The organism is Pseudonocardia sp. D17, assembly GCF_036984265.1.
Classification (GTDB): Bacteria; Actinomycetota; Actinomycetes; order Mycobacteriales; family Pseudonocardiaceae; genus Pseudonocardia; species Pseudonocardia benzenivorans.
In genome coordinates, this window is record NZ_BPRG01000241.1 from 176,592 (window position 1) to 203,225 (window position 26,634).

Here is a 26,634-nt window from a genome sequence, read left to right on the forward strand (position 1 = left end):
TCGGGAGGCGCATTCGCAGCAGTGAGGTTGCGGCCGGGTTGGTCGCGCGCAACCTCAGGGTGGGTCGTCGCGGGCGCGGATCAGGACCGTGAGGTTGCGGCCGGATCGTCGCGGCGGGGGCGGATCGCCCGCAACGCCTGGCGCAGGGCCGCGACCAGCGCGGACCGGTCGGCAGTACGCGTGCACAGCGAGAGCGGGCAGGGCTCGACGTCGGACACCGGGACGAACACCACCCCGGGGTGACGGTGGCTGTCGGCCACGAACCCGCCGGTGATCGCGATCGCCTGACCGGCGGCGACGACCTCGAGCAGCTCGTCCATCGTCCGCACCGACGGTCCGTAGCGCACGGGCACGCCGCTGGGCCGAGGGTCGCACGCCCACCAGCGCACCCACACCGGATCCAGCTCGTCCCCGGTGACGTGCGGTTCCCCGTCGAGTTCCGCCAGCGCGACGGCGCCGCGGCCCGCGAGCGGGTGGCGCACCGGCAGCGCGACGACCCGCGGCTCGTGACGCACCAGGTCGAAGCGCAGCCCGGCGCGGTCGGTGACCGGCGGCCGCACGAGGGCGGCGTCGACGGTCCCGTCACGGACCGATGCGGCCTGTCGGTCCCACGGCAGCTCGACGAGCCGCACGACCGCCTCGGGCTCCTCACGACGCAGCTCGTCGATCAGGCCGCGGACCTGCGGGCCGGCCGACGCGGTCATGAACCCGATCCGCAGGGTCGTCGCCAGCTCGCGGCGGTACCGGTCGACCGCGGCCACCGCGCGGTCCGCGGCCGCGAGCGCCTCCCGCGCCTCGGCCAGGAACCGGGCACCTGCCTCGGTGGGGCGCACCGGATGGGTGGAGCGGTCGACCAGCTCGGCGCCGACGGCGCGTTCGAGCTTGCGGACCTGCTGGCTCAACGCGGGCGCGCTGACGTAGAGCCGGGCGGCGGCGCGGCCGAAATGCCCCTCGTCGACGACCGCTACGAGGTAGCGGACGAGATGCAGGTTGAGGTCCACGCGACGCCTCCCACGCCGAGGATAGCGCCGGGCTCGCCGCGGACGATGCCCGCTGAGCTGCGCTGTTAGCCGATGGGTTCATGCCGGGTGGGCGCCTTTGTCATGGACCCGCCGCGTCCGGTGCGGCGATGGTGAGCCGTCCCGACCGACGTGAGGAGCCCACCGTGAGCCGATACGAGCACGACTTCACCCACATGTTCGCCGGCCTGGAGAAGCAGATCGCCGACACCGACAATCCGCGGCACCGGGCGATCCTGAAGAACTACCGGATGCACGGCCTGCTGGAGGTCGCCGGCCGCTACGAGGAGCTGCTCGCCCCCGACATGACCGTCGAGCAGCCGCACTACCGCCTCCACGAGGGCGGCCAGTCGCTGATCCTCGACGGCATGGACCAGGTCACGGCGTTCTATGCGTCGCTCGTCGCCGCGAACGCGCTGGTCATGTGGGTCAACCGGCAGGCGATCGCCGTCCACGACCACGGCTTCTCGGGCGAGGTCGAGTTCCGCCAGTTCGTGCCCGGCGCGATGCTCGGCGAGAGCGTCTTCGGCTCCGTGCAGGCCGGCGAGGACCCCGACGACGTCTACCTGCTCACCCGCACCCTGGCGTTCGTCTGGCCCTACGACGAGCGCGGCCGGCTCATCGGCGAGCACGTCTACGAGGACGGCGCGTCGCGGCGGATCGAGAAGCCCGACCCTGCCGACGTCATCACCGCCGCGCGCGCCGCCGAGCTGCTCGCCCCGGAGATCGCCAGGGAGATCGCCTGACGTCGGGCCCGCCGCGACGGCCCACCGGGTGTGGCCGATATCAGCCGGTTCGCCTGCGCGTACCCGGCGCGGCGTCTCCTAGGCTCGGGGCGTGACCGGACCGCGCCCGGAGGCCCTTCGCTCCCAGATCCCGCCCTTCCACGTCATGGACGTCTGGCAGGCCGCGGCGGAGCGGGCCCGCAGCCACGGCGACCTCGTCAACCTGTCGGCGGGCCAGCCGTCGACACCGGCGCCGAAGGCCGTCCGGGCGGCCGCCGCGGCGGCCCTGGAGACCGAGGTGCTGGGCTACACCGTCGCGCTGGGCATCGAGCCGCTGCGCGAGGCGATCGCCGGGCACTACGCGCGGACGTACTCCCTCGACATCGACGCCGACGACGTCGTCGTCACCACCGGCTCGTCGGGCGGGTTCCTGCTCGCGTTCCTCGCGGCCTTCGACGCGGGCGACCGGGTCGCGCTCGCCCGGCCCGGCTACCCCTGCTACCGCAACATCCTGACGGCGCTGGGCTGCGAGGTCGTCGAGCTGCCGTGCGGACCGCAGACGCGGTTCCAGCCCACGGTGGCCATGCTCGAGGAGCTCGACGAGCCGGTCGCCGGGCTGATCGTCGCGAGCCCGGCCAACCCGACGGGCACGGTGCTCGACCCCGCCGAGCTCGCCGCGCTGGCCGCGTGGTGCGAGGGCAACGGTGTCCAGTTCGTCAGCGACGAGATCTACCACGGAATCGGCTACCCGGGCTCGCCCGCGACGACGTGCGCGTGGTCGACCTCCCGGGAGGCGATCGTCGTCAACTCGTTCTCGAAGTACTTCTCGATGACGGGCTGGCGGCTGGGCTGGCTCGTGGTGCCGCCGCGGCTGCGCCGGGCGGTGGACCGGCTGACGGGCAACTTCACGGTGTGCCCGCCCGCGCTGCCGCAGCACGCCGCGCTGGCGGCGTTCGCGCCCGAGTCCTATGTCGAGGTCGACGCGCACGTGGAGCGGTACGCGCACAACCGCGCCCTGCTGCTCGACGGGCTGCGCGGGCTCGGCATCGACAGGCTCGCCCCGGCCGACGGCGCGTTCTACGTCTACGCGGACGTGTCGCACCTGGCCGAGGACTCCATGGCGCTGACCTACCGGCTGCTCGCCGAGACCGGGGTGGCGGTCGCGCCGGGCGTCGACTTCGACCCCGTCGACGGCGGGCGCTACATCCGGTTCTCGTTCGCGGGCGGTACCGACGACATCACGGAGGCCCTGCGGCGTCTGCAGGCCTGGCTCTGACGGTCGCCGCCGGAGTGCCGGCCGCACAGCTCTGACGTGCGGCTATCGTCCGGAAACCATGGACGAGCCGCGCATCGCCGCCTGGGACCGCAGGGTCGACCGGCCGTTGACCGGGCTGGCCGTGGTGTTCCTCGCGGTCTACACGTGGCAGGTGCTGCAGCGTTCGCTCTCGCCGGGCGCGCACGAGGCGCTCGACGTCGTGCTCACCGTGGTGTGGGTGCTGCTGGGCGTCGATTACCTCGTGCGGATCGCGCTGGCCCGGCGGCGCCGGCGCTACGTCGGCACGCACGTGCTCGACCTGCTGATCCTGCTCCTGCCCGTGCTGCGCCCGCTGCGCGCGCTGCGGGTCGTCACGGTGATCGGGGTGCTCAACCGGCAGTTGCGTGACGACTTCCGCGGCCGGGTCGCCGTCTACGTCGTCGGGACGGTGACGCTCGTCGGGTTCGTGTCCGCGCTCGGCGTCCTCGACGCCGAACGCGACGCCCCGGCGCGACGATCACGACGTTCGGCGAGGCGCTGTGGTGGACGATCACCACGATCTCGACGGTCGGCTACGGCGACCGCTATCCGGTGACGTTCGAGGGCCGCGTCGTCGCGGCGACGCTGATGATCGCGGGCATCGCCCTGCTCGGTGTGGTGACGGCGTCGATCGCGAGCTGGTTCCTGGCCAACATCCGCAGCACCGCGGCCGAGGCCGCACGGATCACCGAGGACGAGCTGCGCGCGACGTCGGCGCAGCTGACCGAGGTCCTCGCCGAGCTGCGCGCCGTCAGCGGTCGGCTCGCCGAGCTGGAGCGCGACCGGCCGACCCGGCCGTCCGCCTGAGCGACCGGTGCCCCGCGGGCGGCCCGGCGGGTGCGTGCCCCGCCGCCGGTCCGCGCCCGCGTTCGACGGGCCCGATCCGCTCGAGCGCGGCGGCGATGTCGTCGTCGGTGAGGTCGGCGTGGGTCATCAACCGGACCTTGCCGGCCATCGGCGCGACGAGTACCCCGGACTCCTCGAACCGCGCGAGGGTCCCCGCGAGGTCGGCGACGCCGACCAGCACGATGTTCGTCTCCGGGTCCTGCACCTGCCAGCCGCGTTCGCGCAGACCGGCGGCGAGGGTGGCCGCCCGCTCGTGATCGTCGGCGAGCCGGTCGACGCGATCGAGCGCGACGAGCCCCGCCGCCGCGAGGACACCGCCCTGGCGCACCCCGCCGCCGAGCATCTTGCGGAGCCGGCGGGCCTCCTCGGTGAACTCGGCCGAGCCCGCGACCAGCGACCCCACCGGCGCGCCCAGGCCCTTGCTCAGGCACACCTGCACCGTGTCGGCGCCGACCGTCAGCGCGGCGGGCGGGACGCCGAGCGCGACCGCGGCGTGCCAGAGCCGGGCCCCGTCGAGGTGGACGGCCAGGCCCGCGGCCCGAGCGGCGGCCGCGACGGCGGCATGCTCCTCCGGTGCGGTCACGGTGCCGCCCGCGGCGTTGTGGGTGTTCTCCAGGCACAGCAGGCTGGTGCGCATCGTGTAATAGGGCCCGGGCCCGCCCGCGGCGCGGCGCACCGCGTCGGGGGTGATCTTGCCGGGTCCGCCGTCGTGCTCCAGCGGGCGCGGCATACCGCCTGCCAGCCAGGCCGCCGTCCCGAGCTCGGCCTCGAGGACGTGCGCGCCCGCCGGGGCGAGGAACGCGTCGCCGCGGCGCAGGTGCGCCATCAGCGCGATCAGGTTGCCCATCGAGCCGGACGGCGTCCACAGCGCGTCGGCGGCGCCGAGCATGCCCGCGACCCGTTCCTCCAGTGCACGCATCGTCGGGTCGCGGTCCAGCACGTCGTCGCCGACCTCGGCGGCGGCCATGGCGGCGCGCATCTGCTTCGTCGGCTGCGTGACGGTGTCGGAGCGGAGGTCGATCGGACCGGACTCCGGCTTCGCGCGGCGGGCACGGGAGGTGGGTCGCACGATTCGGATTCAAGCATCCGGCGACGCTGCGGTCGTATCCGTATCACGAGATGGTCACGGAGTTGCTCTTTTCGGGTGATGTTCGACGGGGCCTGCAACGGTGTGCACCGGGTCGACCGTCTCGAACATGTCGCGAGCGGACGAACCAGGCAAGGACCGCACGAGCCGGCAGAAGGGAGCCGCGTGGACGCGTCCGACGAGCGCGAGTTCGCGGAGTACTTCGGCGCGCGCCGCGACGCCGTGCGCCGCACCGCGTTCCTCATGTGCGGGGACTGGCACCGCGCCGACGACCACGCCCAGGCGACCTTCGTCGCGCTGCACCGGCACTGGCGGCGCATCCGCGGCCGCGACGACGAGCGGGTCCTCGACGCGTGGGTCCGGCGGACGCTGATGCGCACGGTCGTCGACGAGACGCGCCGGCCCTGGCGACGCGAGCGGTCCGCTCCCGAGGTCCCGGAGCCGGCCGCACGCGAGCAGGACGCGGGGGACGCCGTCGCGACCCGGGCGGCGCTCGTGACGGCGCTGCGCGCGGTGCCACCGCGGCAGCGCGCCGTCCTCGTCCTGCGGTTCTTCGACGACCTCGACGTCGCGGCCGCGGCAGCCGCACTCGGCTGCTCGGAGGGGACGGTCAAGAGCCAGACCGCGCACGGGCTGGCGGCGTTGCGCGCCGCGCTCGGCAACGGGATCGACGACCTGCGACCGGCGAGCTGAGGAGGAGGCGGAGATGGGTGAGCTGTCCGACGACGAGCTGACCGGCATGCTGCGCGCCGCCGGGCCCGTCGAGGCCCCGCCGGCCGCGTTCGGCGTCGACGACGTCGTCCGGGCGTCCCGGCGGGCCGGCACGCGGCGGCGCAACGCGATCGTCGGAGGTGCCGCCGCGGCCGTCCTGGTGCTGGGTGGGGTGACGGTCGGGATCGCCGCGACCGGAGGCGGGGGCGGGCAGGAGACGGCGACGTCGTCCGCCGCCGGCGGCGGCGCGCCGGGTTTCGGGGAGGCCGCGGCCCCTGCCGTCCCGCCGCCCGCGGCCGACGCCGGCTGCGTCCCGATGCAGGACCCCGGGCTGCGCACGCTGCTCGACGCGGCGTTGCCGCAGGTCGCGGGCGCCAAGGAGGCCGCGGTGCCGATGGTCTGCAAGCCGGGCGGCGGCCGCGAGGTGCACCTGGAGGTCGACGACGGGCCCGCGCACGGCGTGCTCGCCGTCGTGTTCACCCCCGCCGGGGAACCGGTGGAGGACGGTCTGCCCGTCGGCTGGGCCCGGGCCGGGGCGCCGACGGCGTCGGGCGGGTACGTGGCCGTCACCTCGACCGCGGACGCCGACTCGGGCGCGATCCCGTTCGAGGCGCAGCTCGCGAGTGTGGCGTCCGTACTGGCCGCGCAGCTCTGACCGGTGAGTGGCGGCCGTGGCCGGTAACGCCGCTCAGGAGGTGAACGCATAGGATTCGTGCACGTGATCCCCAACGTGCTGGCCTCCCGCTACGCGAGCCCGGAGCTGGTCAGGCTCTGGTCGCCCGAGTACAAGATCGTGCTGGAGCGCCGGCTCTGGATCGCGGTGCTGCGCGCCCAGCGCGACCTCGGCGTCGACGTCCCCGAGCAGGCGATCACCGACTACGAACGGGTCGTCGAGCAGGTCGACCTCGACTCGATCGCCGCACGCGAGCGCGTCACCCGCCACGACGTCAAGGCGCGCATCGAGGAGTTCAACGCGCTCGCCGGCCACGAGCACGTGCACAAGGGGCTCACCAGCCGCGACCTCACCGAGAACGTCGAGCAGCTGCAGATCCGGCTGTCGCTCGACCTGGTCGCCGACCGGACCGTCGCGATCCTCGCCCGGCTGGCCCGGCGCGCCGCCGAGTACGCCGAGCTGGTCATGGCCGGGCGCAGCCACAACGTCGCCGCCCAGGCCACGACGATGGGCAAGCGCTTCGCCTCGGCGGCCGACGAGCTGCTCGCCGCCTACGACCGGCTCACCGACCTGCGGGGCCACTACCCGTTGCGCGGCATCAAGGGCCCGGTCGGGACGGCGCAGGACATGCTGGACCTGCTCGACGGCGACTCCGCCCGTCTCGCAGAGCTCGAGGGCCGGGTCGCGTCGCATCTGGGGTTCGCCCGCACGTTGACCAGCGTGGGCCAGGTCTACCCGCGCTCGCTCGACCACGAGGTCGTCTCCGCGCTCGTGCAGCTCGCGGCCGGCCCGTCGAGCCTGGCGACGACGATCCGGCTGATGGCCGGCGCCGAGCTCGCCACCGAGGGCTTCAAGCCCGGCCAGGTCGGGTCGAGCGCCATGCCGCACAAGATGAACACCCGCTCCGCGGAGCGCATCAACGGGCTGATGGTCGTGCTGCGCGGCAACGCCGCGATGGCCGCCGAGCTCGCCGGCGCGCAGTGGAACGAGGGTGACGTCTTCTGCTCCGTCGTGCGCCGCGTCGCGCTGCCCGACGCCTTCTTCGCCCTCGACGGCCTCTACGAGACCGCGCTGACCGTCCTCGACGAGTTCGGCGCCTACCCGGCCGTCATCGCCCGCGAGCTCGACCGGTACCTGCCCTTCCTCGCGACGACCAAGGTGCTCATGGCCGCCGTCCGCGCCGGCGTGGGCCGCGAGACCGCGCACGAGGTCATCAAGGAGCACGCCGTCGGCGTCGCGCTGGCCATGCGGGAGAAGGGCCAGACCGAGAACGACCTGATCGCCCGCCTGCAGAACGACGAACGCCTCGCCCTGCCCGCCGGGACCCTCGACGGGCTGCTCGCCGACCCCCTGTCGTTCACCGGCGCCGCGGGCGCCCAGGTGGCCGCCGTCGTCGCCCGCGTCGACGAGATCACCGCCGCGCACCCCGAGGCGGCCGCCTACACCCCCGGAGCGATCCTGTGAAGCTGCTGCACTCGGGCAAGGTCCGCGACGTCTACTCCGTCGAGAACGAGGCGGGCGGCGACGACCTGCTCCTCGTCGCCTCCGACCGGCTCTCGATCTACGACGTCGTCCTGCCGACGACCATCCCCGACAAGGGCGCACTGCTCACCGCGCTGTCGCTGTGGTGGTTCGACCGGCTCACCGACCTCGTGCCCAACCACGTCATCTCCGCGACCGACGTCCCGCCGGAGTTCGCCGGCCGCGCGATCCGGTGCCGACCGCTGCAGATGCTGCCCGTGGAGTGCATCGCCCGCGGCTATCTCACCGGGCTGGGGCTCAAGGAGTACGAGAAGCAGGGCACCGTCTCGGGCATCGAGCTGCCGCCGGGGCTCGTCGAGGGCTCGAAGCTGCCCGAGCCGATCTTCACCCCGACCACGAAGGCACCCGTCGGCGAGCACGACGAGTTCATGACGTTCGACGAGGTCGTCGCCACCGTCGGTGCCCCGACGGCCGAACGCCTGCGCGCGCTGACGCTCGCCGTCTACTCCCGGGGCGCGTCGATCGCCGCGGAGTCCGGGATCCTCGTCGCCGACACCAAGCTGGAGTTCGGGCTCGACCCCGCCGGCGAGATCGTCCTCGGCGACGAGGTCCTCACGAGCGACTCCTCCCGGTTCTGGCCGGCCGACCAGTGGCAGCCCGGCCGCCCCCAGTTCTCGTTCGACAAGCAGTACGTGCGGGACTGGTCGGCCACGCTCGACTGGGACCGCACGCCGCCCGGCCCCGAGGTTCCCGTCGACGTCGTCGCCGCGACGCGGGCGCGCTACGTCGAGGTCTACGAGCGCATCACCGGCAGCACCTGGGGTTCCTGAACCGTTCGTCGGCGGCGGGGTGCGGGGTTCACCCGCCGTGTGGCGCCATGGGGGCATGACCCGCCTCGTCGTGTCGCTGTCCGGGCTCACCGCCGACCCCCGCTCGCTCGACCGTGCTGCCGCGCTGGCCGCCGCCCTCGACCTGCGCGGGGTCCCGCTGTCGCACCTGTTCCGGCCGCGGCTGCGTCGCGACGCGCCCGATCCCGGCGTCGTCGCCTGGTTGGGCGCCCGTCGGGGGGCGGGCGACGCGATCCTGTTGCACGGCTTCGACCACACGCCCGATCCGATCGGCGCGTGGCAGGCCTCGCCCGTACGGTTGGGCCGGCGCGCCGAGTTCGCGCTGCTCCCGCGGCACGAGGCCGGGCTCCGCGTGATCGCCGCCCGCCGGGCCGCCCACGCGGTCGGGCTCGACAGCGACCTCTTCGCACCGCCCCGCTGGCTCGCCTCGTCCGGGACGATCGCGGCGTTGCGCGACAACGCTTTCGCCCTCTGCGCCGACGACACCGCCGTCCGTGCCCTGCAGCGGGGAACGACGACCGGCTCGCGGGTCCTGGGGTTCCGCGCGTCGGGCGAGCGACGGGCCGACCGGCGCGCCGCCGAGAGCTGGCGCTGTCGGTTGCTGGTCGCGGAGGCCGGCCGGGTCGCCCGGCGCGGCGGGCTCGTCCGGATCGGGCTGCGCGCCAAGGATCTGCGCCGGCCCGAGCGGGTCGCCGCCGCGTTGACGGCGGTGGACGCGGTCCTGGCCGCCGGCGCCCGGCCGCTCACCTACGCGGAGGGTCTGCACGCGGGCGCGGCCTGATCGACTCCTGCGCCAGGGCCGGCGATCCGGGGTCGAGCCGCCCACCGGGTGATCACCGTTGTAGGGACATGGGGACGCAGACTGCGCGCGTGTCCCGGTTGCGACGATCACCGGGTGGGGCTGAGGTGCCGGGGGGCGCGGATGGTGATCGTCGTGCGAGGGACGTGGGGTCGCAGGGAGCGGTCAGGTCGCTGGTCCGGCAGGTACGGCCGGCGGTCCGGGGCCCGCTGCATCTCGTGTGGTGGACAGGGCTGTGCGTCGTGATCGCTGAGTTCGGGACGTGGGCGAACGAGGTTGCGCTCAGGTCCCTGGTTCGCCGATCACGTGAGAAGGGTGCAGGGGCTGGTTGCTTCCTGCTAGGTCGTGATCACCGGTTGCGGGACATGGGCGCTCCTGGTGGGCGCTCATGTCTCTGGTTCGGCGATCACCCAGGTCTCGCTGGCCCCGCGACGCGTCCAGCTGGCCCCGCGGGGTCGGTCCCAGCCGCGGGCACGCGAGCCGCGGCGAGGTCAGCCGGCGGGCTCACCCGGAGGCGGGGTTCAGCCAGGGCAGGGCCACGAGCGGCTGGGCCCACCAGGGCGCCCACGAGCAGCAGGCGAGCCCGGTCTCGCGGCGAGCAGAGCCGGGCGGACCGTCAGACCTTGGTCGCGGCCTCGCGCTCGAGGACCTGGAGCGTCGTGCCGGCCGGGCCGAGGGCCTCGAACAGCCCGTAGTGCATGGCCGGGCGGGCGAGGACGGCCTCGTGGATCGGCACGGCGGTGCGGGGGGCGACGGCACGCAGGTAGTCGACCGCATCGGCGAGTTTGAGCCAGGGCGCGCCGGTCGGGAGCAGCAGGACGTCGAGCTCGCCGGGCGGCTCGGTGAAGGAGTCGCCGGGGTGCAGGACCGTTCCGTCGATCAGGTAGCCGTTGTTGGGCACGATCGGGATGTCGGGGTGGATGACCGCGTGGTCCCCGCCGACGACGTCGATCGACGCGCCCGCGACGGTGAACGACTCACCCGGCGCGACGACCTCGTGCGTGTAGTCGTGCAGTGTCGTCACGGTGCCGACGTCGACGATCAGCCGGGCTTCCGGGTTGGCCGCCAGCAGTGGTGCCAGCCGGTCCTCGTCGAGGTGGTCGGCGTGCTGGTGGGTCACGAGGATCGCGTCGAGGCCGCCGAGCCTCTCGAAACCCGATGAGAAGGTCCCCGGGTCGATGAGCAGCCGTGCCGCTCCGGTGTCGACGAGCACGCACGCGTGGCCGAAGTGGGTGATCTGCACGGCGACACTCTGCTCCCGCCGCGGCACGCTGCGCCAGCGGACGGACCCGATACGGGGCCTGGGCGTCGGCAGCGTCACAGCTCCGCCCCGCGATATCACCGCAGGTGGCGATGATCGGCCCAATTCGTCACCGTACGCTTGGGGCGTGGCGCGAGTGGTCGTTGACGTGATGCCCAAGCCCGAGATCCTGGACCCGCAGGGCCAGGCGGTGACGCGTGCGTTGGCCCGGATCGGCATTTCCGGGGTCGCCGACGTGCGCCAGGGCAAGCACTTCGAGCTGGAGGTCGACGACGGCCTCGACGACGAGACGCTGCACCGGATCGCGGGCGACCTGCTGGCCAACCCGGTGATCGAGGACTGGACGGTGACCCGGGTATGAGCGGCGCGGGTATGCGCATCGGTGTGGTCACCTTCCCCGGCACGCTCGACGACGTCGACGCGGCCCGTGCGGCCCGGCGGGCGGGCGCCGAGGCCGTGGAGCTCTGGCACGGCGACCACGACCTGCGCGGCGTCGACGCCGTCGTGGTCCCGGGCGGCTTCTCCTACGGCGACTATCTGCGCGCGGGCGCGATCGCGAGCCAGGCGCCGATCATGCGGGAGGTCGTCGACGCGGCCGGGCGCGGGATGCCGGTGCTCGGCATCTGCAACGGTTTCCAGATCCTCTGCGAGGCGGGCCTGCTGCCGGGGGCGTTGGTGCGCAACGCCGGGCTGCACTTCGTCTGCCGCGACCAGGCGCTGCGCGTCGAGTCGACGTCGACGGCGTGGACCGGTGGGTTCACCGCGGGCCAGGAGATCGTCGTCCCGCTGAAGTCGGGCGAGGGGCGCTACGTCGCCGATGCCGCGACGCTCGCCGAGCTGGAGGCCGAGGGCCGGGTGGTGTTCCGCTACGTCGGCGGCGCGCCCAACGGCGCGATGGCCGACATCGCCGGGGTCGCGTCGGCCGACGGGAGGGTCGTCGGGCTGATGCCGCACCCCGAGCACGCCATCGACACCCTGACCGGGCCCACGACCGACGGGTTGGGGCTCTTCACGTCGGTCATCGGGGCGGCCGCGGCGGCCTGACCGGCGTCCCGGGTCGAGCCGAGCGGGACCTTCGGCTCTAGGCTGTCGCGACCGCACCATGCGCGACCACCGCCGGAGGAGGAGCACGATCACGTGACGCGCGTCCTTCCCGCCGAGACGGCCCGCCGGGTGCTGCTCGTCGAGGACGACCCGGGCGACGCGTTCCTGGTGCAGGAGCTGTTGTTCGAGGTCGATCCCGAGGTGGACCTCACGATCGCCGGGTCGTTGGCCGAGGTGCTGGAACGCGAGCTGTGGGCGGCCGCCGACTGCATCCTGCTCGACCTCAACACCCCGGGCACCACCGGTGGTCTCGACAGCCTGCGGCAGCTGTTGCGGGCCGACCCGAGCGCCGCGGTGTGCGTCCTCACCGGTCTCGACGACGAGCACCTCGGCATCGCGGCCGTCGGGATCGGGGCGCAGGACTACCTGGTCAAGGGCAAGGCCGACGGCGCGGTGCTGATCCGCGCGATCCGGTACGCCATCGAACGCAGGCGCGCCGAGGCCGGCCTGGTGCGCCTGCGCGAGGAGCAGCTGGCCGCGGCCGAGTCGGTCCGTCTGGAGCGCGGCCTGATGCCGACGCCGCTGCTCGCGGGCTCCGGCGTCGCGGCCAGGACGTTCTACCGGTCGGGCCGGACGCGTTCGGTCATCGGCGGCGACTTCTTCGACGCGGTGCGCGACCCGCGCGGCCGGGTGCACGCGATCGTCGGCGACGTCTGCGGCCACGGTCCCGACGAGGCGGCGCTCGGTGCGCTGCTGCGGGTGTCGTGGCGCGCGCTGGTGCTGGCGGGGGTCGACGAGTCGCAGGTGCTGCCGAACCTGCAGGAGGTGCTGGTCAGCGAGCGGCACGACGCCCGGCTGTTCACCACCGTCTGCACGGTCGCGATCGCCCCGAACGGCTCGGACAGCTCCGACGGCTCCGACGGTGCCGGCGGGGCGCTGGTCCGGTTGGCAGGGCACCCGCCGCCCGTCCTGCTCGGGCCGCCGCCGCGGACCGGCCCGCCGCCCGTCGGGCTGCCGCTGGGTATCGACCCGGCCGCGACGTGGCAGGCGGCCGAGATGTCGCTCGACGCGGGCTGGTCGCTGCTGCTCTACACCGACGGCCTCATCGAGGGCCGTGGTCCCGTCCCCGACGAGCCGTTGTGGGAGGAGGGGCTGCTGCGGCTGCTCGAGACCCACGCCGCGACCCCGCTCGACGAGCTGCCCGGCAGGCTCGTCGAGCTGGCCGAGGGCTTCAACGGCGGTCCACTCGCCGACGACGTCGCGATCCTGCTGCTGTCCGGGGAGCGCCTGTCGTGACGGACCCGACGACCGACCCGGCGTCAGGCGCGACGACCGATCCGGCGACCGACCCTGTCGATGCCGGCTCCGCCCTGCCCCGCGGCGGCACCGCCCCGGCCCCGGACCCCGGCGCCCTCCGCAGGCGGCGGACGCGCCTCCGGGCGCCGCGGGTCACGATGCGGGTGGACCGGGACGCCCGGGTCGCCGAGCACAGGCGATGGCCGCTCGCACGCATCTTCGGCGCCGTGGCGCTGGTCGCGCTGGTGCTCGCGGTCATCGCGGCGATCATCGGCACGATCTCGCTGGTGCGGCTCAACGACGCCCGCGCCGACCTGCTCGACGAGATCGGCCCGGCCGTACGGGCCGGGCAGTCGTTGGAGACCGCACTCGTCGACCAGGAGACGGGCGTGCGCGGCTTCCAGCTCAGCGGCCGTGACGAGTCGTTGGCGCCGTACGCGTCCGGGACGGCGGCCGAGCGCGACGCCGTGTCGATGATGCGGTCGCTCGATCCGGTGGTTCCCGGCCTCGGCGCGCACGTCGACGTGGTCGAGAACGCGGCCGCCGCGTGGCGGAGCGGGTACGCGGAGCCGACCATCGCGGCGGTCCGTGCCGGCGGGCCGGGCAACACCGTCGTCGCCGACGGCGGCCGCAGCCTCTTCGATCCCGTCCGTGGGGCGACGGACGCCCTGCAGGCCGACCTCGAGCAGCAGCGCCTCGCGGCCAGGGAGCGGCTGGACACGGCCGCGCGGTTCGTGAGCGCGGTCGGGATCGTCGTCGCGGCCGTCGCCGTGTTGTTCCTGATCGCCACGGGGATCGTGCTGCGCCGGGCGGTGCTGCGGCCGATCTCGCGGCTCGCGGCCCAGGTCCGCGGTGTCGTCTCGGGCGACGTCAGCAACCGCGTCGAGAGCAGCGGGCCACGGGAGATCGTCATGCTCGGCGACGACGTCGAGGCGATGCGGGCGCACATCGTCCGCCAGCTCGACCGCGCCAGGGAGAGCGCCCAGCGGCTCGACGAGCAGACCCGCGACCTCGAACGCTCCAACCGCGACCTCGAGCAGTTCGCCTACGTCGCGAGCCACGACCTGCAGGAGCCGTTGCGCAAGGTCGCGAGCTTCTGCCAGCTGCTGCAGCGCCGCTACGGCGACAAGCTCGACGAGCGCGGCGACCAGTACATCGAGTTCGCCGTCGACGGCGCCCAGCGGATGCAGCGCCTGATCAACGACCTGCTGGCGTTCTCCCGCGTCGGCCGCACGACGGCCGGCTTCACGACGCTGAACCTGGCCGACGTCGTCGCGGCGGCAGCCGACCAGCAGGAGACACCCCGCGCCGAGGCCGGGGGTGAGATCGTCGTCGAGGGCGAGCTGCCGACGGTCCAGGGCGACCGCCAGCTGCTGGTGCAGCTGTTCGCCAACCTCATCGGCAACGCGATGAAGTTCCGCAGATCCGACGAGCCGCCCGTCGTGCGGATCAGTGCCGCACCGGCGGGCGAAGCCGCCGAGGGCTGGGAGATCGCGGTGTCGGACAACGGGATCGGCATCGAGCCCGAGTACGCCGACAAGGTCTTCGTGATCTTCCAACGGCTCCACGGGCGCGACGTCTACACCGGGACGGGGATCGGCCTGGCACTCGCGAAGAAGATCGTCGAGTTCCACGGCGGGCGCATCTGGGTAGACACCGGCGCCCGGCCCGAACCGGGCACCACCATCCGGTTCACACTCGTCCCGCCGCGCCGCAGCGGATCCGAGAGCGCGGCCGGAACCGACGACACCGTGCCGGGCAGCGCCGGCCGGGAGGGAACCGCATGACAGACGACATCCGGGTCATCAACGTGCTGCTCGTCGAGGACGACCCCGGCGACGTGCTGATGACCAGGGAGGCGTTCGACGAGTACCTGCACAACCGGCTCGACGTCGTCACCGACGGTGCGGAAGCCCTGTCGTACCTGCGCAACGAGGGGCAGTACGCCGACGCCCCGCGCCCCGACCTGATCCTGCTGGATCTCAACCTGCCCCGGCGCGACGGCCGCGAGGTCCTGGCCGAGGTGAAGGCCGACCCCGGCCTGTCGGCGATCCCGGTGATCGTGCTGACGACGTCGCAGGCCGAGGAGGACGTGCTGCGCAGCTACCAGTTGCACGCCAACGCCTACGTCACCAAGCCGGTGGACTTCGACCGGTTCATCGACGCGATCAAGCAGATCGACCACTTCTTCGTCAGCGTCGTCCAGCTGCCCGGCGCTCGCGACTGAGGATCACCCGGTCGGGCACGCTCGTCGTCCCCGTCCCACGCCGCGTGCGCGCCTGGACTGCCGCGGCCGGACCAGGACGAGGAGGCGCGGTGGCGGGTCCTCGTGCCCGGTGGCCGATGGGCGTCGCGGCGGCACTGACGGCGGTGCTCGTGTGCGCGGACGTCGACGCGCTCAAGGTCACACGGCTGCGCAGGGCCGAGGCCGACATCGGCGAGGAGGGCTCGCCGACGTGGTCGGGCAGGCCGTCGTCGTCGACACGCGCAACCTCCTCGACCCGGCGGTCGTCGGTCTCGCCGGCTTCCGCTGGACCGGCCTGGGCGCGCGGCAGCCGGCCCTCCGGTGAGGCCCGTCTCGGTCGCCCCAGGTCGCGCGCGCACGTTGACTACCCTGGTGGCGTGACCGGGACCGTTCCCCAGCTGGACACCGTCGACTCCGTCGAGCGCGCCGCGGCGACCCCCGGGCAGCCGCAGCCCTATCGCGAGCTCGGCCTCAAGGACGACGAGTACGCCCGCATCCGGGACATCCTCGGCCGCCGCCCGACCGACGCGGAGCTGGCGATGTACTCGGTGATGTGGAGCGAGCACTGCTCGTACAAGTCGTCGAAGGTGCACCTGCGCTACTTCGGCGAGACCACCACCGACGAGATGCGCGCCAAGATGCTCGCGGGCATCGGCGAGAACGCGGGCGTCGTCGAGATCGGCGACGGCTGGGCCGTGACGTTCAAGGTGGAGTCGCACAACCACCCGTCGTACGTGGAGCCCTACCAGGGCGCGGCCACCGGCGTGGGCGGGATCGTCCGCGACATCATGGCGATGGGCGCCCGCCCGATCGCGGTGGCCGACCCGCTCCGCTTCGGCCCGGCCGACGCGCCCGACACGGCGCGCGTGCTGCCCGGCGTCGTGGCCGGCGTCGGTGGCTACGGCAACTGCCTCGGCCTGCCCAACGTCGGCGGTGAGGTGGTGTTCGACGCGAGCTACGCGGGGAACCCGCTGGTCAACGCGCTGTGTGTCGGCTCGATGCGGGTGGAGGACCTGCACCTCGCCTTCGCGTCGGGCACCGGTAACAAGATCATCCTGTTCGGCGCCCGCACGGGTCTCGACGGCATCGGCGGCGTCTCGGTGCTGGCCAGCGAGACGTTCGCGGGCGACGACGGCGGCGGCCGCAAGAAGCTCCCGAGCGTCCAGGTGGGCGACCCGTTCACCGAGAAGGTCCTGATCGAGTGCTGCCTGGAGCTGTTCCACGCGGGGCTCGTCGTCGGCATCCAGGACCTCGGCGGCGCGGGCCTGTCGTGCGCGACGAGCGAACTGGCGAGCGCGGGCGACGGCGGCATGGCCGTCGACCTCGACGCGGTGCCGCTGCGCGCCGAGGGCATGACGGCCGCGGAGATCCTCTCCAGCGAGTCGCAGGAGCGCATGTGCGCGGTCGTGCGGCCGGAGGACGTCGCGGCGTTCATGGCCGTCTGCGCCAAGTGGGACACCCTCGCGACCGTCATCGGCGAGGTCACCGAGGGCGACCGGCTGCGGATCACCCACCGCGGCGAGACCGTCGTCGACGTGCCGCCGCGGACCGTCGCCCACGACGGCCCGGTGTACGAGCGCCCCGTCGAGCGGTCCGCCACGCAGGACGCGCTGCTGGCCGACGGCCCCGAGCGGCTGCCCCGGCCCGCCGCGCCGACCGAGCTGCGGGCGGAGATCCTGCGGATGGCCGCGAGTCCGAACCTGTGCAGCCGGGCCTGGGTCACCGAGCAGTACGACCGCTATGTCCGCGGCAACACCGCGTCGGCCCAGCCGGCCGACACCGGCGTCGTGCGCGTCGACGAGGAGACCGGCCGCGGCATCGCCGTCTCCACCGACTGCAACGCCCGCTTCGCTGCGCTCGACCCCTACACCGGTGCCCAGCTCGCGCTCGCCGAGGCCTACCGCAACGTCGCCGTGTCGGGCGCGGTCCCGGCGGCGGTCACCAACTGCCTGAACTTCGGCTCGCCCGAGGACCCCCACGTCATGTGGCAGTTCTCGCAGGCCGTGCGCGGCCTGGCCGACGGCTGCGCCCAGCTGGGCATCCCCGTGACCGGCGGCAACGTCAGCTTCTACAACCAGACCGGCGACCGCGCCATCCTCCCGACGCCGGTGATCGGCGTGCTCGGGGTGCTCGACGACGTGGCCCGCCGCGTCCGCAGCGGCTTCACGGGCGACGGCGACGCGGTCGTCCTGCTCGGCGAGACCCGCGACGAGCTGGCCGGCAGCGAGTGGGCGCACGTCGTGCACGGCCACCTGGGCGGCCGGCCGCCCGTCGTCGACCTCGCGGCCGAGCAGCGGCTCGCCGCCCTGCTCGCGGCCGCGGCCACCGACGGGGTGCTCACCGGCTCGCACGACCTCTCCGACGGCGGGCTGGCGCAGGCGCTGGTCGAGGCGGTCCTCGTCGGCGGCCACGGCGCCGAGATCGACCTGCCCGACGAGCTGGACCCCTTCGTCGCACTGTTCTCCGAGTCGGCAGGCCGCGTGCTCGTCACGGTCGCCGACGGTGACGCCCTGCTGGCCCGGGCGGCCGAGGCCGGCGTACCGGCGCGGCGGATCGGCACGACCGGCGGCTCCGGCCTGCGGATCGGCACGCTCGCGCCGCTGGGCGCCGACGAGCTGCGCGAGGCGTGGGAGGGGACGCTGCCGGGGCTGTTCGGTGCCTGACGCGGTCGACCTCTGGCTGGACGGCGGCGACGCACCCGACCGCGCGACGCTCAAGGCGGCCGTCAAGGCCACATTGGCGAGCCTCGCCGAGCGCGCGCCCGGCCGCACCGTCGAGGTGCGGGTGCCGCCGTTCGGGGCCGTCCAGTGCGTGGCCGGTCCGCGGCACACCCGCGGGAACCCGCCCAACGTGATCGAGACCGACGCACGGACATGGCTCGCGCTCGCGCGGGGTACCCTGACCTGGCGTGATGCGGTTCACACGGGTGCAGTCTCGGCCTCCGGATCGCGGGCACCCGAGGTGGCGGCACTGCTCCCACTGCGCTGACGCGGAGTGACGCTCAGGTCACCTGGACGGATGATCCGCGACACCCACCGGTGGTCAAAAGCCCATCGGGGGCCGAAGATTGCGCGCGCGGAGTACGCGATCTCGCGGTCGTCCCGCGCTGGGCGACGGAGGTGACGGGCATGGTGGTGGCACGGCTGCCCGGCCCGCACGACCGCTCGTTCCCGGAACCACGCGGCCTGCGCCCGGTCGAACCGGTCGCCATCGGGGGACAGAGCGGTGACCCCGTCGCCAGCCTCGCCGAACGCTGGGCCGACCTGCTGCCCGCCCTCGGCCGCCCCACGCTCGCCCAGCTGCGGACGCTGTTGCGGCGGCTGTCCGCGGTACTGCGCGCCGACCCCTTCTGGCCGCCCGCCGCCCGGCGGATCGGCGCGTCGTTCTACCACTGCGGCCCCGGGACCCGGCCGCTCGGCGCCGGCGGACCCTATCCCGAGGAGCTGCTCCCGCCGACGCTGGGGCTGCTGCGCAGCGACGCCCAGGCCATGATCGGCACCGCCGGGCCGGACGGCGTCCGCCGGCTGCTCGTCGCACTCGACCAGCTCGTCGCCGGCTACCTGGCCGCGGCCCGGGAGCGCGCCGAGAGCGAACGCCAGGACCTGCTGACCGCGACCCGGTGGCCGCCCGAGGACCTGCAACGGGTCCTGACCGACGGCGACCTGCACTACCGGGCGCTCTACCTGCGCGGCCGCGTCGGCATCGCGGTCGGCAGCCTCTCCGGCGACGTCATCGACGTCAACCCCGCGCTCTACCGGCTGCTCGGCGCCGACGTCCGCCCGGAGCTGCCGCACGCCGCGGCCGACTTCGTGCACCCCGACGACGTCGAGACGTTCGTCGAGGCCTACCACCGGGTCGCGTCGGACTCCGGTCCCGACAGCGCCGAGATCGACGTGCGGCTCGTCCGGCCCGACCGGCTCGTGGTCTGGGCCCGGCTCAGCACCACCCTCGTGCGCAACGACCGCGGCGAGCCCGACCGGATCCTCGCCGTCGTCCAGGACGTGTCCGAACGGCATCGGCTGCGCTCGCGGCTCGAGCTGGCCGCGACCCAGGACCGGCTCACCCGGCTGCCCAACCGGGCGTTCGCCGAGCAGCAGCTGCGGCAGGCATTCAGCCCGGGCGCGGCGCGGCGCGTCGGACTGTGCGCGGTCGACGTCGACGGCTTCCGGGCGGTCAACGACAGCCTCGGGCACGCGGTCGGCGACCGCCTGCTCTCGGCCGTCGCCGGGCGGCTGCAGATGGCCGCGGGCGACCATCTCGTCACCCGGACGGGCGGGGACGACTTCGCGGTCCTCGTCGTCGACACCGCCGGGCCCGACGACGTGAAGGTCCTCGCCGACCGGCTCCTCGACGCGTTCGGCCCCCCGTTCCAGCTCGGCGAGCGCTCGCTGACGGTCACGGCGAGCATCGGTGTCAGCGAGGCGCCGACGGCCACGACGGTGCCCGAGGAGCTCATGCGCGCCGCCGACGTCGCGCTGTCGTGGGCGCGGGCCCAGGGCGGTGGCCGGCGCGTCGCCTACGACCCCGAGCGCGACGCGGGCGAGGCCGCCCGGTTCACGCTGCTCGCGGGCCTGCCCGAGGCCGTGGAACGCGGCGAGTTCCGGCTCGCGTTCCAGCCGCTGGTCCGCCTCGCGAGCGGCAGGCTGTGCGGCACCGAGGCGCTCGTGCGCTGGCAGCACCCCGTCGAGGGGCTGCTCGGGCCGGGCCGGTTCATCGAGCTGGCCGAGCGCAGCGGCGCCATCGTCGCGCTCGGGGACTGGGTGCTCGGCGAGGCCTGCCGGCAGGCGGCGGCCTGGTACGCCGAGCTCGGCGAGCAGTCGCCCTACGTCAGCGTCAACGTCTCCCCGGTGCAGCTGGTCGCCCCGGGCTGGCTCGCCGGGGTGCGGAAGATGCTCGCGGAGTCCGGGCTCCCGGCCGAGAAGCTGCAGCTGGAGATCACCGAGCAGGCGGTGCTGGGCGACGAGGCCGTGGCGCTCGACGTCCTCGGCGCGCTGCGCAGCGAGGGCGTCCGGCTCGCCCTCGACGACTTCGGCACCGGCTGGTCCAGCCTCGCCTGGCTGCGCAGGCTCCCGGTGCACGCGCTCAAGATCGACGGCTCGTTCATCGACGGGCTGCGCCACCCCGACCCCGATCCCATGGACGAGAGCATCGTGCGCGCGCTCGTCGAGCTGGCCCACGCGCTCGGCCTGGAGGTCACCGCCGAGTGGGTGGAGACGCGCGTGCAGGCCGAGCGGCTGGAGCGGCTGGGCTGCGACCTCGGACAGGGTCGCTGGTTCGGTGACGCGGGTCCCGCGGCATGGGTTCCCGACCTCTCCCGGCGTACGATCGGTTAACGGTGTTGCCTGCCGTCAGCCGAGGAGAGTGTGTGCGTTGAGTTCCGTTCGGAACGAGCACCCTGCCCCCCACCCCGACTCCCACCAGCCCGACCCTGAGGGCGACGACGTCCCCCACGACGAATGTGGTGTCTTCGGCGTGTGGGCGCCCGGCGAGGAGGTGTCGAAGCTCGCCTACTACGGCCTGTTCGCCCTCCAGCACCGCGGCCAGGAGTCTGCGGGCATCGCGGTGTCCGACGGGCACCGGATGGTCGTCTTCAAGGACCTCGGCCTGGTCAGCCAGGTGTTCGACGAGCAGACGCTCTCGTCACTGCGCGGGCACCTCGCGGTCGGGCACAACCGCTACTCGACGACCGGGTCGAGCACCTGGGAGAACGCCCAGCCGACGTTCCGGACCACGGCCACCGGCAGCGGCGTCGCACTCGCCCACAACGGCAACCTCGTCAACACCGCCGAGCTGCGCGACGAGGTGAGTACCCGCGGGATCGACGCGAACGCGGTCCGCGCGACCACCGACTCCGACCTCCTCTGCGAGCTGATGGCGGCCGACGCGGCCGACACCGGGCTCGAGGAGGCGGCGCTGCGCGTGCTGCCGCGGGTGCGCGGTGCGTTCTCCCTCGTCTTCGCCGACGAGCGCACGCTCTACGCCGCACGCGACCCGCACGGCGTCCGCCCGCTCGTGCTGGGCCGCCTCGAGCGCGGCTGGGTCGTCGCGAGCGAGACCGCGGCGCTCGACATCGTCGGCGCGTCGATGGTGCGCGAGGTCGAGCCGGGCGAGCTCATCGCCATCGACGCCGACGGGATGCGCAGCAGTCGGTTCGGCGTCCCCGAGCCCAAGGGCTGCGTCTTCGAGTACGTCTACATCGCGCGCCCGGACACGACGATCTCCGGCCGGTCGGTGCACGCCACCCGCGTCGAGATCGGCCGCAGGCTCGCCCAGGAGAGCCCCGTCGAGGCCGACCTGGTCATCCCGGTCCCGGAGTCGGGCACCCCGGCCGCGATCGGCTACGCCCAGGGCTCCGGCATCGCCTACGGGCAGGGCCTGGTCAAGAACTCCTACGTCGGCCGGACCTTCATCCAGCCGTCGCAGACCATCCGCCAGCTGGGCATCCGGCTCAAGCTCAACCCGCTGCGCGACGTCATCCGCGGCAAGCGGCTCGTCGTCGTCGACGACTCGATCGTGCGCGGCAACACCCAGCGCGCGCTGGTCCGGATGCTGCGCGAGGCCGGTGCCCTCGAGGTCCACGTCCGCATCGCGTCGCCGCCGGTGCGCTGGCCCTGCTTCTACGGGATCGACTTCGCGACCCGCGCCGAGCTGCTCGCGAGCGGCCTCGACGTCGAGGGCGTGCGCCGCTCGATCGGCGCCGACACCCTCGGCTACGTGTCCGTCGACAACATGGTCGCGGCCACCGAGCAGCCCCGCTCCCGGCTCTGCTGCGCCTGTTTCGACGGCGACTACCCGATCGCGCTGCCCGACGAGGCGCGCCTGGGCAAGCACCTGCTCGAGCAGCTCGCCGACGACGACGTCACCGCCGGGCTGTCCGCCGCGACGACGCCGTCGGACGATGCCGCGCCGCTCACCGTCGGCTACGGTGCGGCGGAGGCCCTGCGCAGGCCCTGACCGCCCGTCCCCGCGATCCGGGGGCGGCCGCGGGATGGTGACCCCGTCGCCCGGGGCTCGACCTCCCGGGCGTCGACCGGCCATGATGATCCGGTCGTGCGATCCCGGCCGCGGTCCGGTCCTGGCGACGGCGCCGCGCCCGAGATGCGACGGGTGGCCGACACGGTCCGCCGGCGGCCCGGGTCCCGCACGACGCAGACCCCGGCCACCGCGCGTGGCCGTGCACGACGAGGTCGCCTCCGGCGACCCCGACCGACCAGGCCGCTCCGGCGGTCGTGGCCTGCCCGCAGGCCCGACCCACCGGCCACGACCACGAGGCCGCGCCCCGGCCCCGACAGGAGTTGTCACCCCCATGCCGCCCACCCCGACCGTGCCCGAGGACAACGTGCAGGACCGCGAGGAGTCGCCGCGGGCCAGCTACGCGTCGGCGGGCGTCGACATCGAGGCGGGCGAGCAGGCCGTCGAGGCGCTGCGCCCGCACGCCGAGCTGGCCTCCCGGCCGGAGGTCCTCGGCGGCATCGGTGGGTTCGCGGGGCTGTTCGCGCCGAAGCTGGGCCGCTACGCCGAGCCCGTGCTCGCCGCGTCGACCGACGGCGTCGGCACCAAGGTCGCGGTCGCCCAGGCGATGGACAAGCACGACACGATCGGCCTCGACCTGGTCGCGATGGTCGTCGACGACCTCGTCGTCTGTGGCGCGGAGCCGCTGTTCCTGCAGGACTACATCGCCGTCGGCAAGCTGGTGCCCGAGCAGGTCGCGACGATCGTCAAGGGCATCGCCGAGGGGTGCAAGCAGGCCGGCTGCGCGCTGCTGGGCGGTGAGACCGCCGAGCACCCCGGGCTGATGGAGGCCGGCGGCTACGACCTGTCGGCCACCGGCGTCGGCATCGTCGACGCCGAGGCGATGCTGCGCCCCGAGCGCGTCCGCCCCGGCGACGTCCTGGTCGCCATGGGTGCCTCGGGTCTGCACTCCAACGGCTACTCACTGGCCCGGCACGTGCTGCTCGACATCGCGCGGATGCCGCTGGAGGGCCACGTCGAGGAGTTCGGGACGACGCTGGGCGAGGAGCTGCTGATCCCCACCCGCATCTACGCCCGCGACTGCCTCGCGCTCGCCGCCGAGACCGGCGTGCGGACGTTCGCGCACATCACCGGCGGTGGGCTCGCCCGCAACCTGGAGCGGGTGCTGCCCGACGGGCTGGTCGCCGTCGCCGAGCGCGGCAGCTGGACGCCCGCGCCCGTCTTCAAGCTCATCGCCGCGCGCGGCCGCGTCGAGCGTGCCGAGATGGAGAAGACGTTCAACATGGGTGTCGGCATGGTCGCCGTGCTGCCGCCCGACGACGTCGACCGCGCCCTCGCGGTCCTGACCGCTCGGCACGTCCCGGCGTGGGTGCTGGGTGAGGTGCGCCGTGGCACCGGGGAGGAGCCCAAGGGCGTCGGCTCGCGGGTGCAGCTGCTGGGGGAGCACCCCCGCTTCTGAGTCCTCGACCGTACCGACGACCGCAGGGTTGCGCGGGTGACGCCGAGCGCAACCTGAGCGTCGCGTTCGGGCTGCGGAGCGACAGCAGGGTTGCGCGCGGGTTGCTCAGCGCAACCTCAGGGTCGCGTTCGGGCCGAGGGGGTTCCTGCAGAAGCACCGCGACGGTCAGGTTGCTCCGCGCGCAACCTCACCGTCGTCGTCCGCGCGAATCGCGACCGTGAGGTTGCGCTCGGGACTCCGGGCGCAACCCTGCTGTCGCCCTCGGCGCTTGTGTCGCCTGCGGGTCAGCCCGCCGCCCGGACGGCGGGTTCGCGCAGCATCGCCGGGTGCAGCCGGGTCGCCGGGCCGCGGCGGAACAGCTGCGCGGGACGGCCGGGGCCGCCGGTGACGTGGCGGTTCGTCGGGATGAGGAAGCCGGGCGTCGAGGTGACCTTGCGGGAGAAGTTCCGCGGGTCGATCTCGGTGCGCCAGACGGCCTCGTAGACCCGGCGCAGGTCGGTGATCGTGAACTCCGGCGGACAGAAGGCGGCCGCGAGCGTCGTGTACTCGAGCGTCTCGCGGGCCCGCTCGACACCGTCGGAGAGGATGCGGGTGTGGTCGAACGCCAGGTCGGCCACGTCGGCCACGGGGTGCCAGCCGCTCGTCATACCGGGCTGGTCGGGGTCGGGGAGGTCGGGCAGCAGCGCCAGAAAGGCGACGGAGAGCACCCGCCCGCGAGGGTCCCGGTCGGGCGCCGCGTAGCCCGCGAGCTGCTCGAGATGGCCGGTGACGCGCCCGGCGGCCCCCGACCCGATCTGGGCCGACAGCTCGCGGGCGGCGGTGTCGGCGAGGTCCTCGTCGGGGGCGACGAACCCGCCGGGAAGCCCCCAGCTGCCCTCGAACGGCTGCTCGCTCCGGCGTACCAGCAGCACACACAGCTCGTCGCCGCGCACGGTGAGGACCACCAGGTCCACGCCGACGGCGAACAGGTTGCCACGCATCGTGATCCGTTCCTGACGTCCGCTTCGTTCTCGTCAGGCTGACACTACCTCGAAGATCGAGACGCCGCTCCGGCGACGTGCCGCCCGGTCCACCCTCGCAGGCGGTTCTGCCCGGTCGATCGCGTCGCACGGGGCGGCTGTTACCGACGAGCGCGACGGCTACGGCCCCGACGCGGCGTGCCGGACGAGCTCGACCAGCTCCTCGTCGTCGAGGTCGATGCGGCGGGCTGCGGCGACGAGGTCGTGCACCAGGTCGAGCACGGCGGCCCGGTCGGCGCGCAGCCCCTCCCGGACCGTCGCCCCGCGCCCGCGTCGCAGCTCGATCATGCCCTCGTCGCGCAGGTGCTGGTACCCCGCGAGCACGGTGTGGATGCTGACGTCGAGCGACGAGGCCAGCTCCCGCGCGGGCGGCAGCCGCTCGCCCGGCCGGACCGTGCCGTCGGCGATGCCCCGACGCACGCAGGCGGCGATCTGGTCGGCCAGCGGGACCGGCCGCGCGGGATCGACCCGGAACAACACGTCAGCTCACCCGGTGGCCCAGGCCGACGAGCAGGCCCGCGGCGGTCCGGGCGTCGTCGACGGTCACGGTGAACCGTCGCCCCGAGCGGCGCGTGACGATCAAGGCGGGTCCCCGCCGCAGCACCACCCCGGAGCCGCCGGGGACGATCCGGTAACCCCAGCCACCGAACTGGGCGGGAGAGACGTCGCCGGTGGTGACGGAGGCGATGTCGTCGGCCGGGACCCTCAATCGCGGCCAGCCGAGCACCCCGAGCGAGACGACGAGACCGCGCCGGTCGACCGTCACCAGCGCGGACGAGCCGAGCAGCAGCACCGCCAGGCCGACCGCCACCAGCAGCGCCCCCACGAGCGGACCGGCCGGCCACGCCGCGGCCAGCCCGGCGACGACGAGGACCGCCCCCAGCGCCAGCGACGCCCGTGACTCGACCCGCCCCGACCAGCTGACCAGCTCGCCGGGGGCCACGGCGATCGCCTCGGCGGCCGGCTGCGGCGGTGCGACGGGGCTGCGCGGCGTGACGAGGTACCCCACGGCACCCGCCACCGCGGCGACGCCCAGTGCGACCAGCAGCCGGCTCATCGGCAGCTCGGCGGCCACGGCGTCCGGCGCGTCGACGTTGGCGAGCACGGCGCTGAGCAGCACGGTCCCGAGGATGCCGGCCGTCGCCCACGAGACGAGACCGAAGAACCGCATGGTGTCCACCGAGGAGACGGGCGCCGCGGGCGACCTGCCACCGATTGCCGCGAACACCGCGCTCATCACGACGCCGAGCAGGATGGCCGCCACCAGCATCGCCGCGCGCGGCATCGTGTCGACGACCGTGCCGTCCGCCGCGAACCGCGACGCCATCTCGGCCGGTAGCCGGTCCCACGCCACGAGCGTCGTCACCACCGCGGGGAGCACCGCCACCAGGTGGGGTGCGCCCGTGAGGATCGCTGCGGTCGTCCGTCCCATGCCGTCACCTCGTTCGAGTATCGCCACTTGTTATGGACCAACTATAACAAGTGGGCGCGCAGAGCGCGAGCCGATACGGAGCCGGCGTGGCGGATGGTCGTGCGGGCAGACCGATCCGGGCGCCCGTCGGACGCCCGGATCGGTCAGCCGGAGATGTCGAGGAGCCGGCGGTCAGCGCCGGCGGAAGTCCCCGTCGTCCTCGTCGTCGGAGGAGGGACGGTACGACGCGTACGAGTCGTACTCGTCGTACTCCTCGTCGTCGGAAGCCGGCCCACTACCGATCTCGCGCTGCAATGCGTCGAGATCCATGGTGGGGGAGCTGTACTTGAGCTCGCGGGCCACCTTCGTCTGCTTGGCCTTGGCTCGTCCGCGCCCCATGGCTGGTCCCCCTTACAACAGGGAAGGGGCGGCCGGATGTCTCG

Annotated in this window: 26 protein-coding genes; 19 read left to right on the forward strand and 7 right to left on the reverse strand. The window is 74.0% G+C overall.

Annotated elements, in window-relative coordinates; all coding sequences use genetic code 11:
* Window positions 1-80: 80 nt before the first annotated feature.
* Window positions 81-1,001, reverse strand: coding sequence for a LysR family transcriptional regulator (locus tag PSD17_RS34340; RefSeq protein ID WP_339126276.1), 921 nt, complete (start codon window positions 999-1,001; stop codon window positions 81-83).
* A gap of 164 nt (window positions 1,002-1,165) precedes the next feature.
* On the opposite strand from PSD17_RS34340, the gene PSD17_RS34345 reads away from it, so the two are divergent.
* From PSD17_RS34345 to PSD17_RS34360, 4 genes are all read left to right on the forward strand, one after another.
* Window positions 1,166-1,765: a hypothetical protein gene (locus tag PSD17_RS34345; RefSeq protein ID WP_339126277.1), complete on the forward strand. Its 600-nt coding sequence runs from the start codon at window positions 1,166-1,168 to the stop codon at window positions 1,763-1,765.
* A 145-nt stretch (window positions 1,766-1,910) separates the two neighbouring features.
* Complete coding sequence (locus PSD17_RS34350) at window positions 1,911-3,020, forward strand: pyridoxal phosphate-dependent aminotransferase (protein WP_049803281.1); 1,110 nt, start codon at window positions 1,911-1,913, stop codon at window positions 3,018-3,020.
* Between the two features lie 58 nt (window positions 3,021-3,078).
* A complete protein-coding gene (locus PSD17_RS34355; RefSeq protein ID WP_339126278.1) occupies window positions 3,079-3,594 on the forward strand; it encodes a hypothetical protein in 516 nt (171 codons plus the stop codon).
* Entirely contained in the window at window positions 3,558-3,845 is a 288-nt protein-coding gene (locus PSD17_RS34360; RefSeq protein ID WP_339126302.1) for a potassium channel family protein, read from the forward strand. The genes PSD17_RS34355 and PSD17_RS34360 overlap by 37 nt, the downstream gene beginning before the upstream one ends.
* Here PSD17_RS34360 and PSD17_RS34365 read toward each other — a convergent pair.
* Entirely contained in the window at window positions 3,790-4,953 is a 1,164-nt protein-coding gene (locus PSD17_RS34365; RefSeq protein ID WP_103380443.1) for a threonine aldolase family protein, read from the reverse strand. The genes PSD17_RS34360 and PSD17_RS34365 overlap by 56 nt on opposite strands.
* Before the next feature lie 183 nt (window positions 4,954-5,136).
* Between PSD17_RS34365 and PSD17_RS34370 the strand changes: the two genes are divergently transcribed.
* The 5 genes from PSD17_RS34370 (at window position 5,137) to PSD17_RS34390 (ending at window position 9,466) form a co-directional block, all read left to right on the forward strand.
* Window positions 5,137-5,664, forward strand: a complete 528-nt coding sequence (locus PSD17_RS34370; protein ID WP_013672636.1) for a SigE family RNA polymerase sigma factor — start codon at window positions 5,137-5,139, stop codon at window positions 5,662-5,664.
* Between the two features lie 13 nt (window positions 5,665-5,677).
* Window positions 5,678-6,337, forward strand: a complete 660-nt coding sequence (locus PSD17_RS34375) for a hypothetical protein (protein WP_103380442.1) — start codon at window positions 5,678-5,680, stop codon at window positions 6,335-6,337.
* Between the two features lie 63 nt (window positions 6,338-6,400).
* Window positions 6,401-7,819, forward strand: coding sequence for an adenylosuccinate lyase (purB, locus tag PSD17_RS34380; RefSeq protein WP_013672638.1), 1,419 nt, complete (start codon window positions 6,401-6,403; stop codon window positions 7,817-7,819).
* Window positions 7,816-8,667, forward strand: a complete 852-nt coding sequence (locus tag PSD17_RS34385) for a phosphoribosylaminoimidazolesuccinocarboxamide synthase (protein ID WP_103380440.1) — start codon at window positions 7,816-7,818, stop codon at window positions 8,665-8,667. Before purB ends, PSD17_RS34385 begins: the two co-directional genes overlap by 4 nt.
* 55 nt (window positions 8,668-8,722) lie before the next feature.
* Window positions 8,723-9,466: a DUF2334 domain-containing protein gene (locus PSD17_RS34390; protein WP_339126279.1), complete on the forward strand. Its 744-nt coding sequence runs from the start codon at window positions 8,723-8,725 to the stop codon at window positions 9,464-9,466.
* Window positions 9,467-10,100: 634 nt separating this feature from the next.
* Here the strand turns inward: PSD17_RS34390 and PSD17_RS34395 are convergent.
* Window positions 10,101-10,727: an MBL fold metallo-hydrolase gene (locus PSD17_RS34395; RefSeq protein ID WP_041760324.1), complete on the reverse strand. Its 627-nt coding sequence runs from the start codon at window positions 10,725-10,727 to the stop codon at window positions 10,101-10,103.
* 145 nt (window positions 10,728-10,872) lie between these two features.
* On the opposite strand from PSD17_RS34395, the gene purS reads away from it, so the two are divergent.
* The 10 genes from purS to purM all read left to right on the forward strand — a co-directional run bounded on the left by purS (window position 10,873) and on the right by purM (window position 23,761).
* Window positions 10,873-11,106, forward strand: a complete 234-nt coding sequence (gene purS, locus PSD17_RS34400) for a phosphoribosylformylglycinamidine synthase subunit PurS (protein WP_013672642.1) — start codon at window positions 10,873-10,875, stop codon at window positions 11,104-11,106.
* On the forward strand, window positions 11,103-11,789 hold the full coding sequence (gene purQ, locus PSD17_RS34405) for a phosphoribosylformylglycinamidine synthase subunit PurQ (RefSeq protein ID WP_013672643.1): 687 nt from the start codon (window positions 11,103-11,105) through the stop codon (window positions 11,787-11,789). Before purS ends, purQ begins: the two co-directional genes overlap by 4 nt.
* Window positions 11,790-11,882: 93 nt before the next feature.
* Window positions 11,883-13,085 (forward strand): PP2C family protein-serine/threonine phosphatase, encoded by a 1,203-nt coding sequence (locus tag PSD17_RS34410; RefSeq protein WP_339126280.1) that lies wholly within the window; start codon window positions 11,883-11,885, stop codon window positions 13,083-13,085.
* Entirely contained in the window at window positions 13,082-14,872 is a 1,791-nt protein-coding gene (locus tag PSD17_RS34415) for a sensor histidine kinase (protein ID WP_339126281.1), read from the forward strand. The genes PSD17_RS34410 and PSD17_RS34415 overlap by 4 nt, the downstream gene beginning before the upstream one ends.
* Window positions 14,869-15,312, forward strand: a complete 444-nt coding sequence (locus PSD17_RS34420) for a response regulator (protein WP_013672646.1) — start codon at window positions 14,869-14,871, stop codon at window positions 15,310-15,312. The genes PSD17_RS34415 and PSD17_RS34420 overlap by 4 nt, the downstream gene beginning before the upstream one ends.
* Before the next feature lie 395 nt (window positions 15,313-15,707).
* A complete protein-coding gene (purL, locus tag PSD17_RS34425; protein WP_013672647.1) occupies window positions 15,708-17,993 on the forward strand; it encodes a phosphoribosylformylglycinamidine synthase subunit PurL in 2,286 nt (761 codons plus the stop codon).
* Window positions 17,986-18,318 carry a sterol carrier family protein gene (locus tag PSD17_RS34430; RefSeq protein ID WP_013672648.1) on the forward strand — a complete coding sequence of 111 codons (333 nt, stop codon included), beginning with the start codon at window positions 17,986-17,988 and terminating at the stop codon, window positions 18,316-18,318. The genes purL and PSD17_RS34430 overlap by 8 nt, the downstream gene beginning before the upstream one ends.
* Before the next feature lie 140 nt (window positions 18,319-18,458).
* Window positions 18,459-20,663, forward strand: coding sequence for a putative bifunctional diguanylate cyclase/phosphodiesterase (locus PSD17_RS34435; RefSeq protein ID WP_013672649.1), 2,205 nt, complete (start codon window positions 18,459-18,461; stop codon window positions 20,661-20,663).
* A 37-nt stretch (window positions 20,664-20,700) separates the two neighbouring features.
* Window positions 20,701-22,284 carry an amidophosphoribosyltransferase gene (gene purF / locus PSD17_RS34440; protein WP_103380435.1) on the forward strand — a complete coding sequence of 528 codons (1,584 nt, stop codon included), beginning with the start codon at window positions 20,701-20,703 and terminating at the stop codon, window positions 22,282-22,284.
* 352 nt (window positions 22,285-22,636) lie between these two features.
* Entirely contained in the window at window positions 22,637-23,761 is a 1,125-nt protein-coding gene (purM, locus tag PSD17_RS34445; RefSeq protein ID WP_013672651.1) for a phosphoribosylformylglycinamidine cyclo-ligase, read from the forward strand.
* A gap of 284 nt (window positions 23,762-24,045) precedes the next feature.
* Here purM and PSD17_RS34450 read toward each other — a convergent pair whose 3' ends face one another.
* The 4 genes from PSD17_RS34450 to PSD17_RS34465 form a co-directional block, all read right to left on the reverse strand.
* Complete coding sequence (locus PSD17_RS34450; protein WP_339126282.1) at window positions 24,046-24,741, reverse strand: NUDIX hydrolase; 696 nt, start codon at window positions 24,739-24,741, stop codon at window positions 24,046-24,048.
* A gap of 159 nt (window positions 24,742-24,900) precedes the next feature.
* On the reverse strand, window positions 24,901-25,260 hold the full coding sequence (locus PSD17_RS34455) for a GntR family transcriptional regulator (protein ID WP_013672653.1): 360 nt from the start codon (window positions 25,258-25,260) through the stop codon (window positions 24,901-24,903).
* 1 nt (window position 25,261) lies between these two features.
* The gene (locus tag PSD17_RS34460) at window positions 25,262-26,212 is read right to left on the reverse strand and encodes a hypothetical protein (protein WP_339126283.1); all 951 of its coding nucleotides are present in this window, start codon (window positions 26,210-26,212) and stop codon (window positions 25,262-25,264) included.
* 171 nt (window positions 26,213-26,383) lie between these two features.
* The gene (locus tag PSD17_RS34465; protein WP_013672655.1) at window positions 26,384-26,590 is read right to left on the reverse strand and encodes a DUF3073 domain-containing protein; all 207 of its coding nucleotides are present in this window, start codon (window positions 26,588-26,590) and stop codon (window positions 26,384-26,386) included.
* Window positions 26,591-26,634 lie beyond the last annotated feature (44 nt).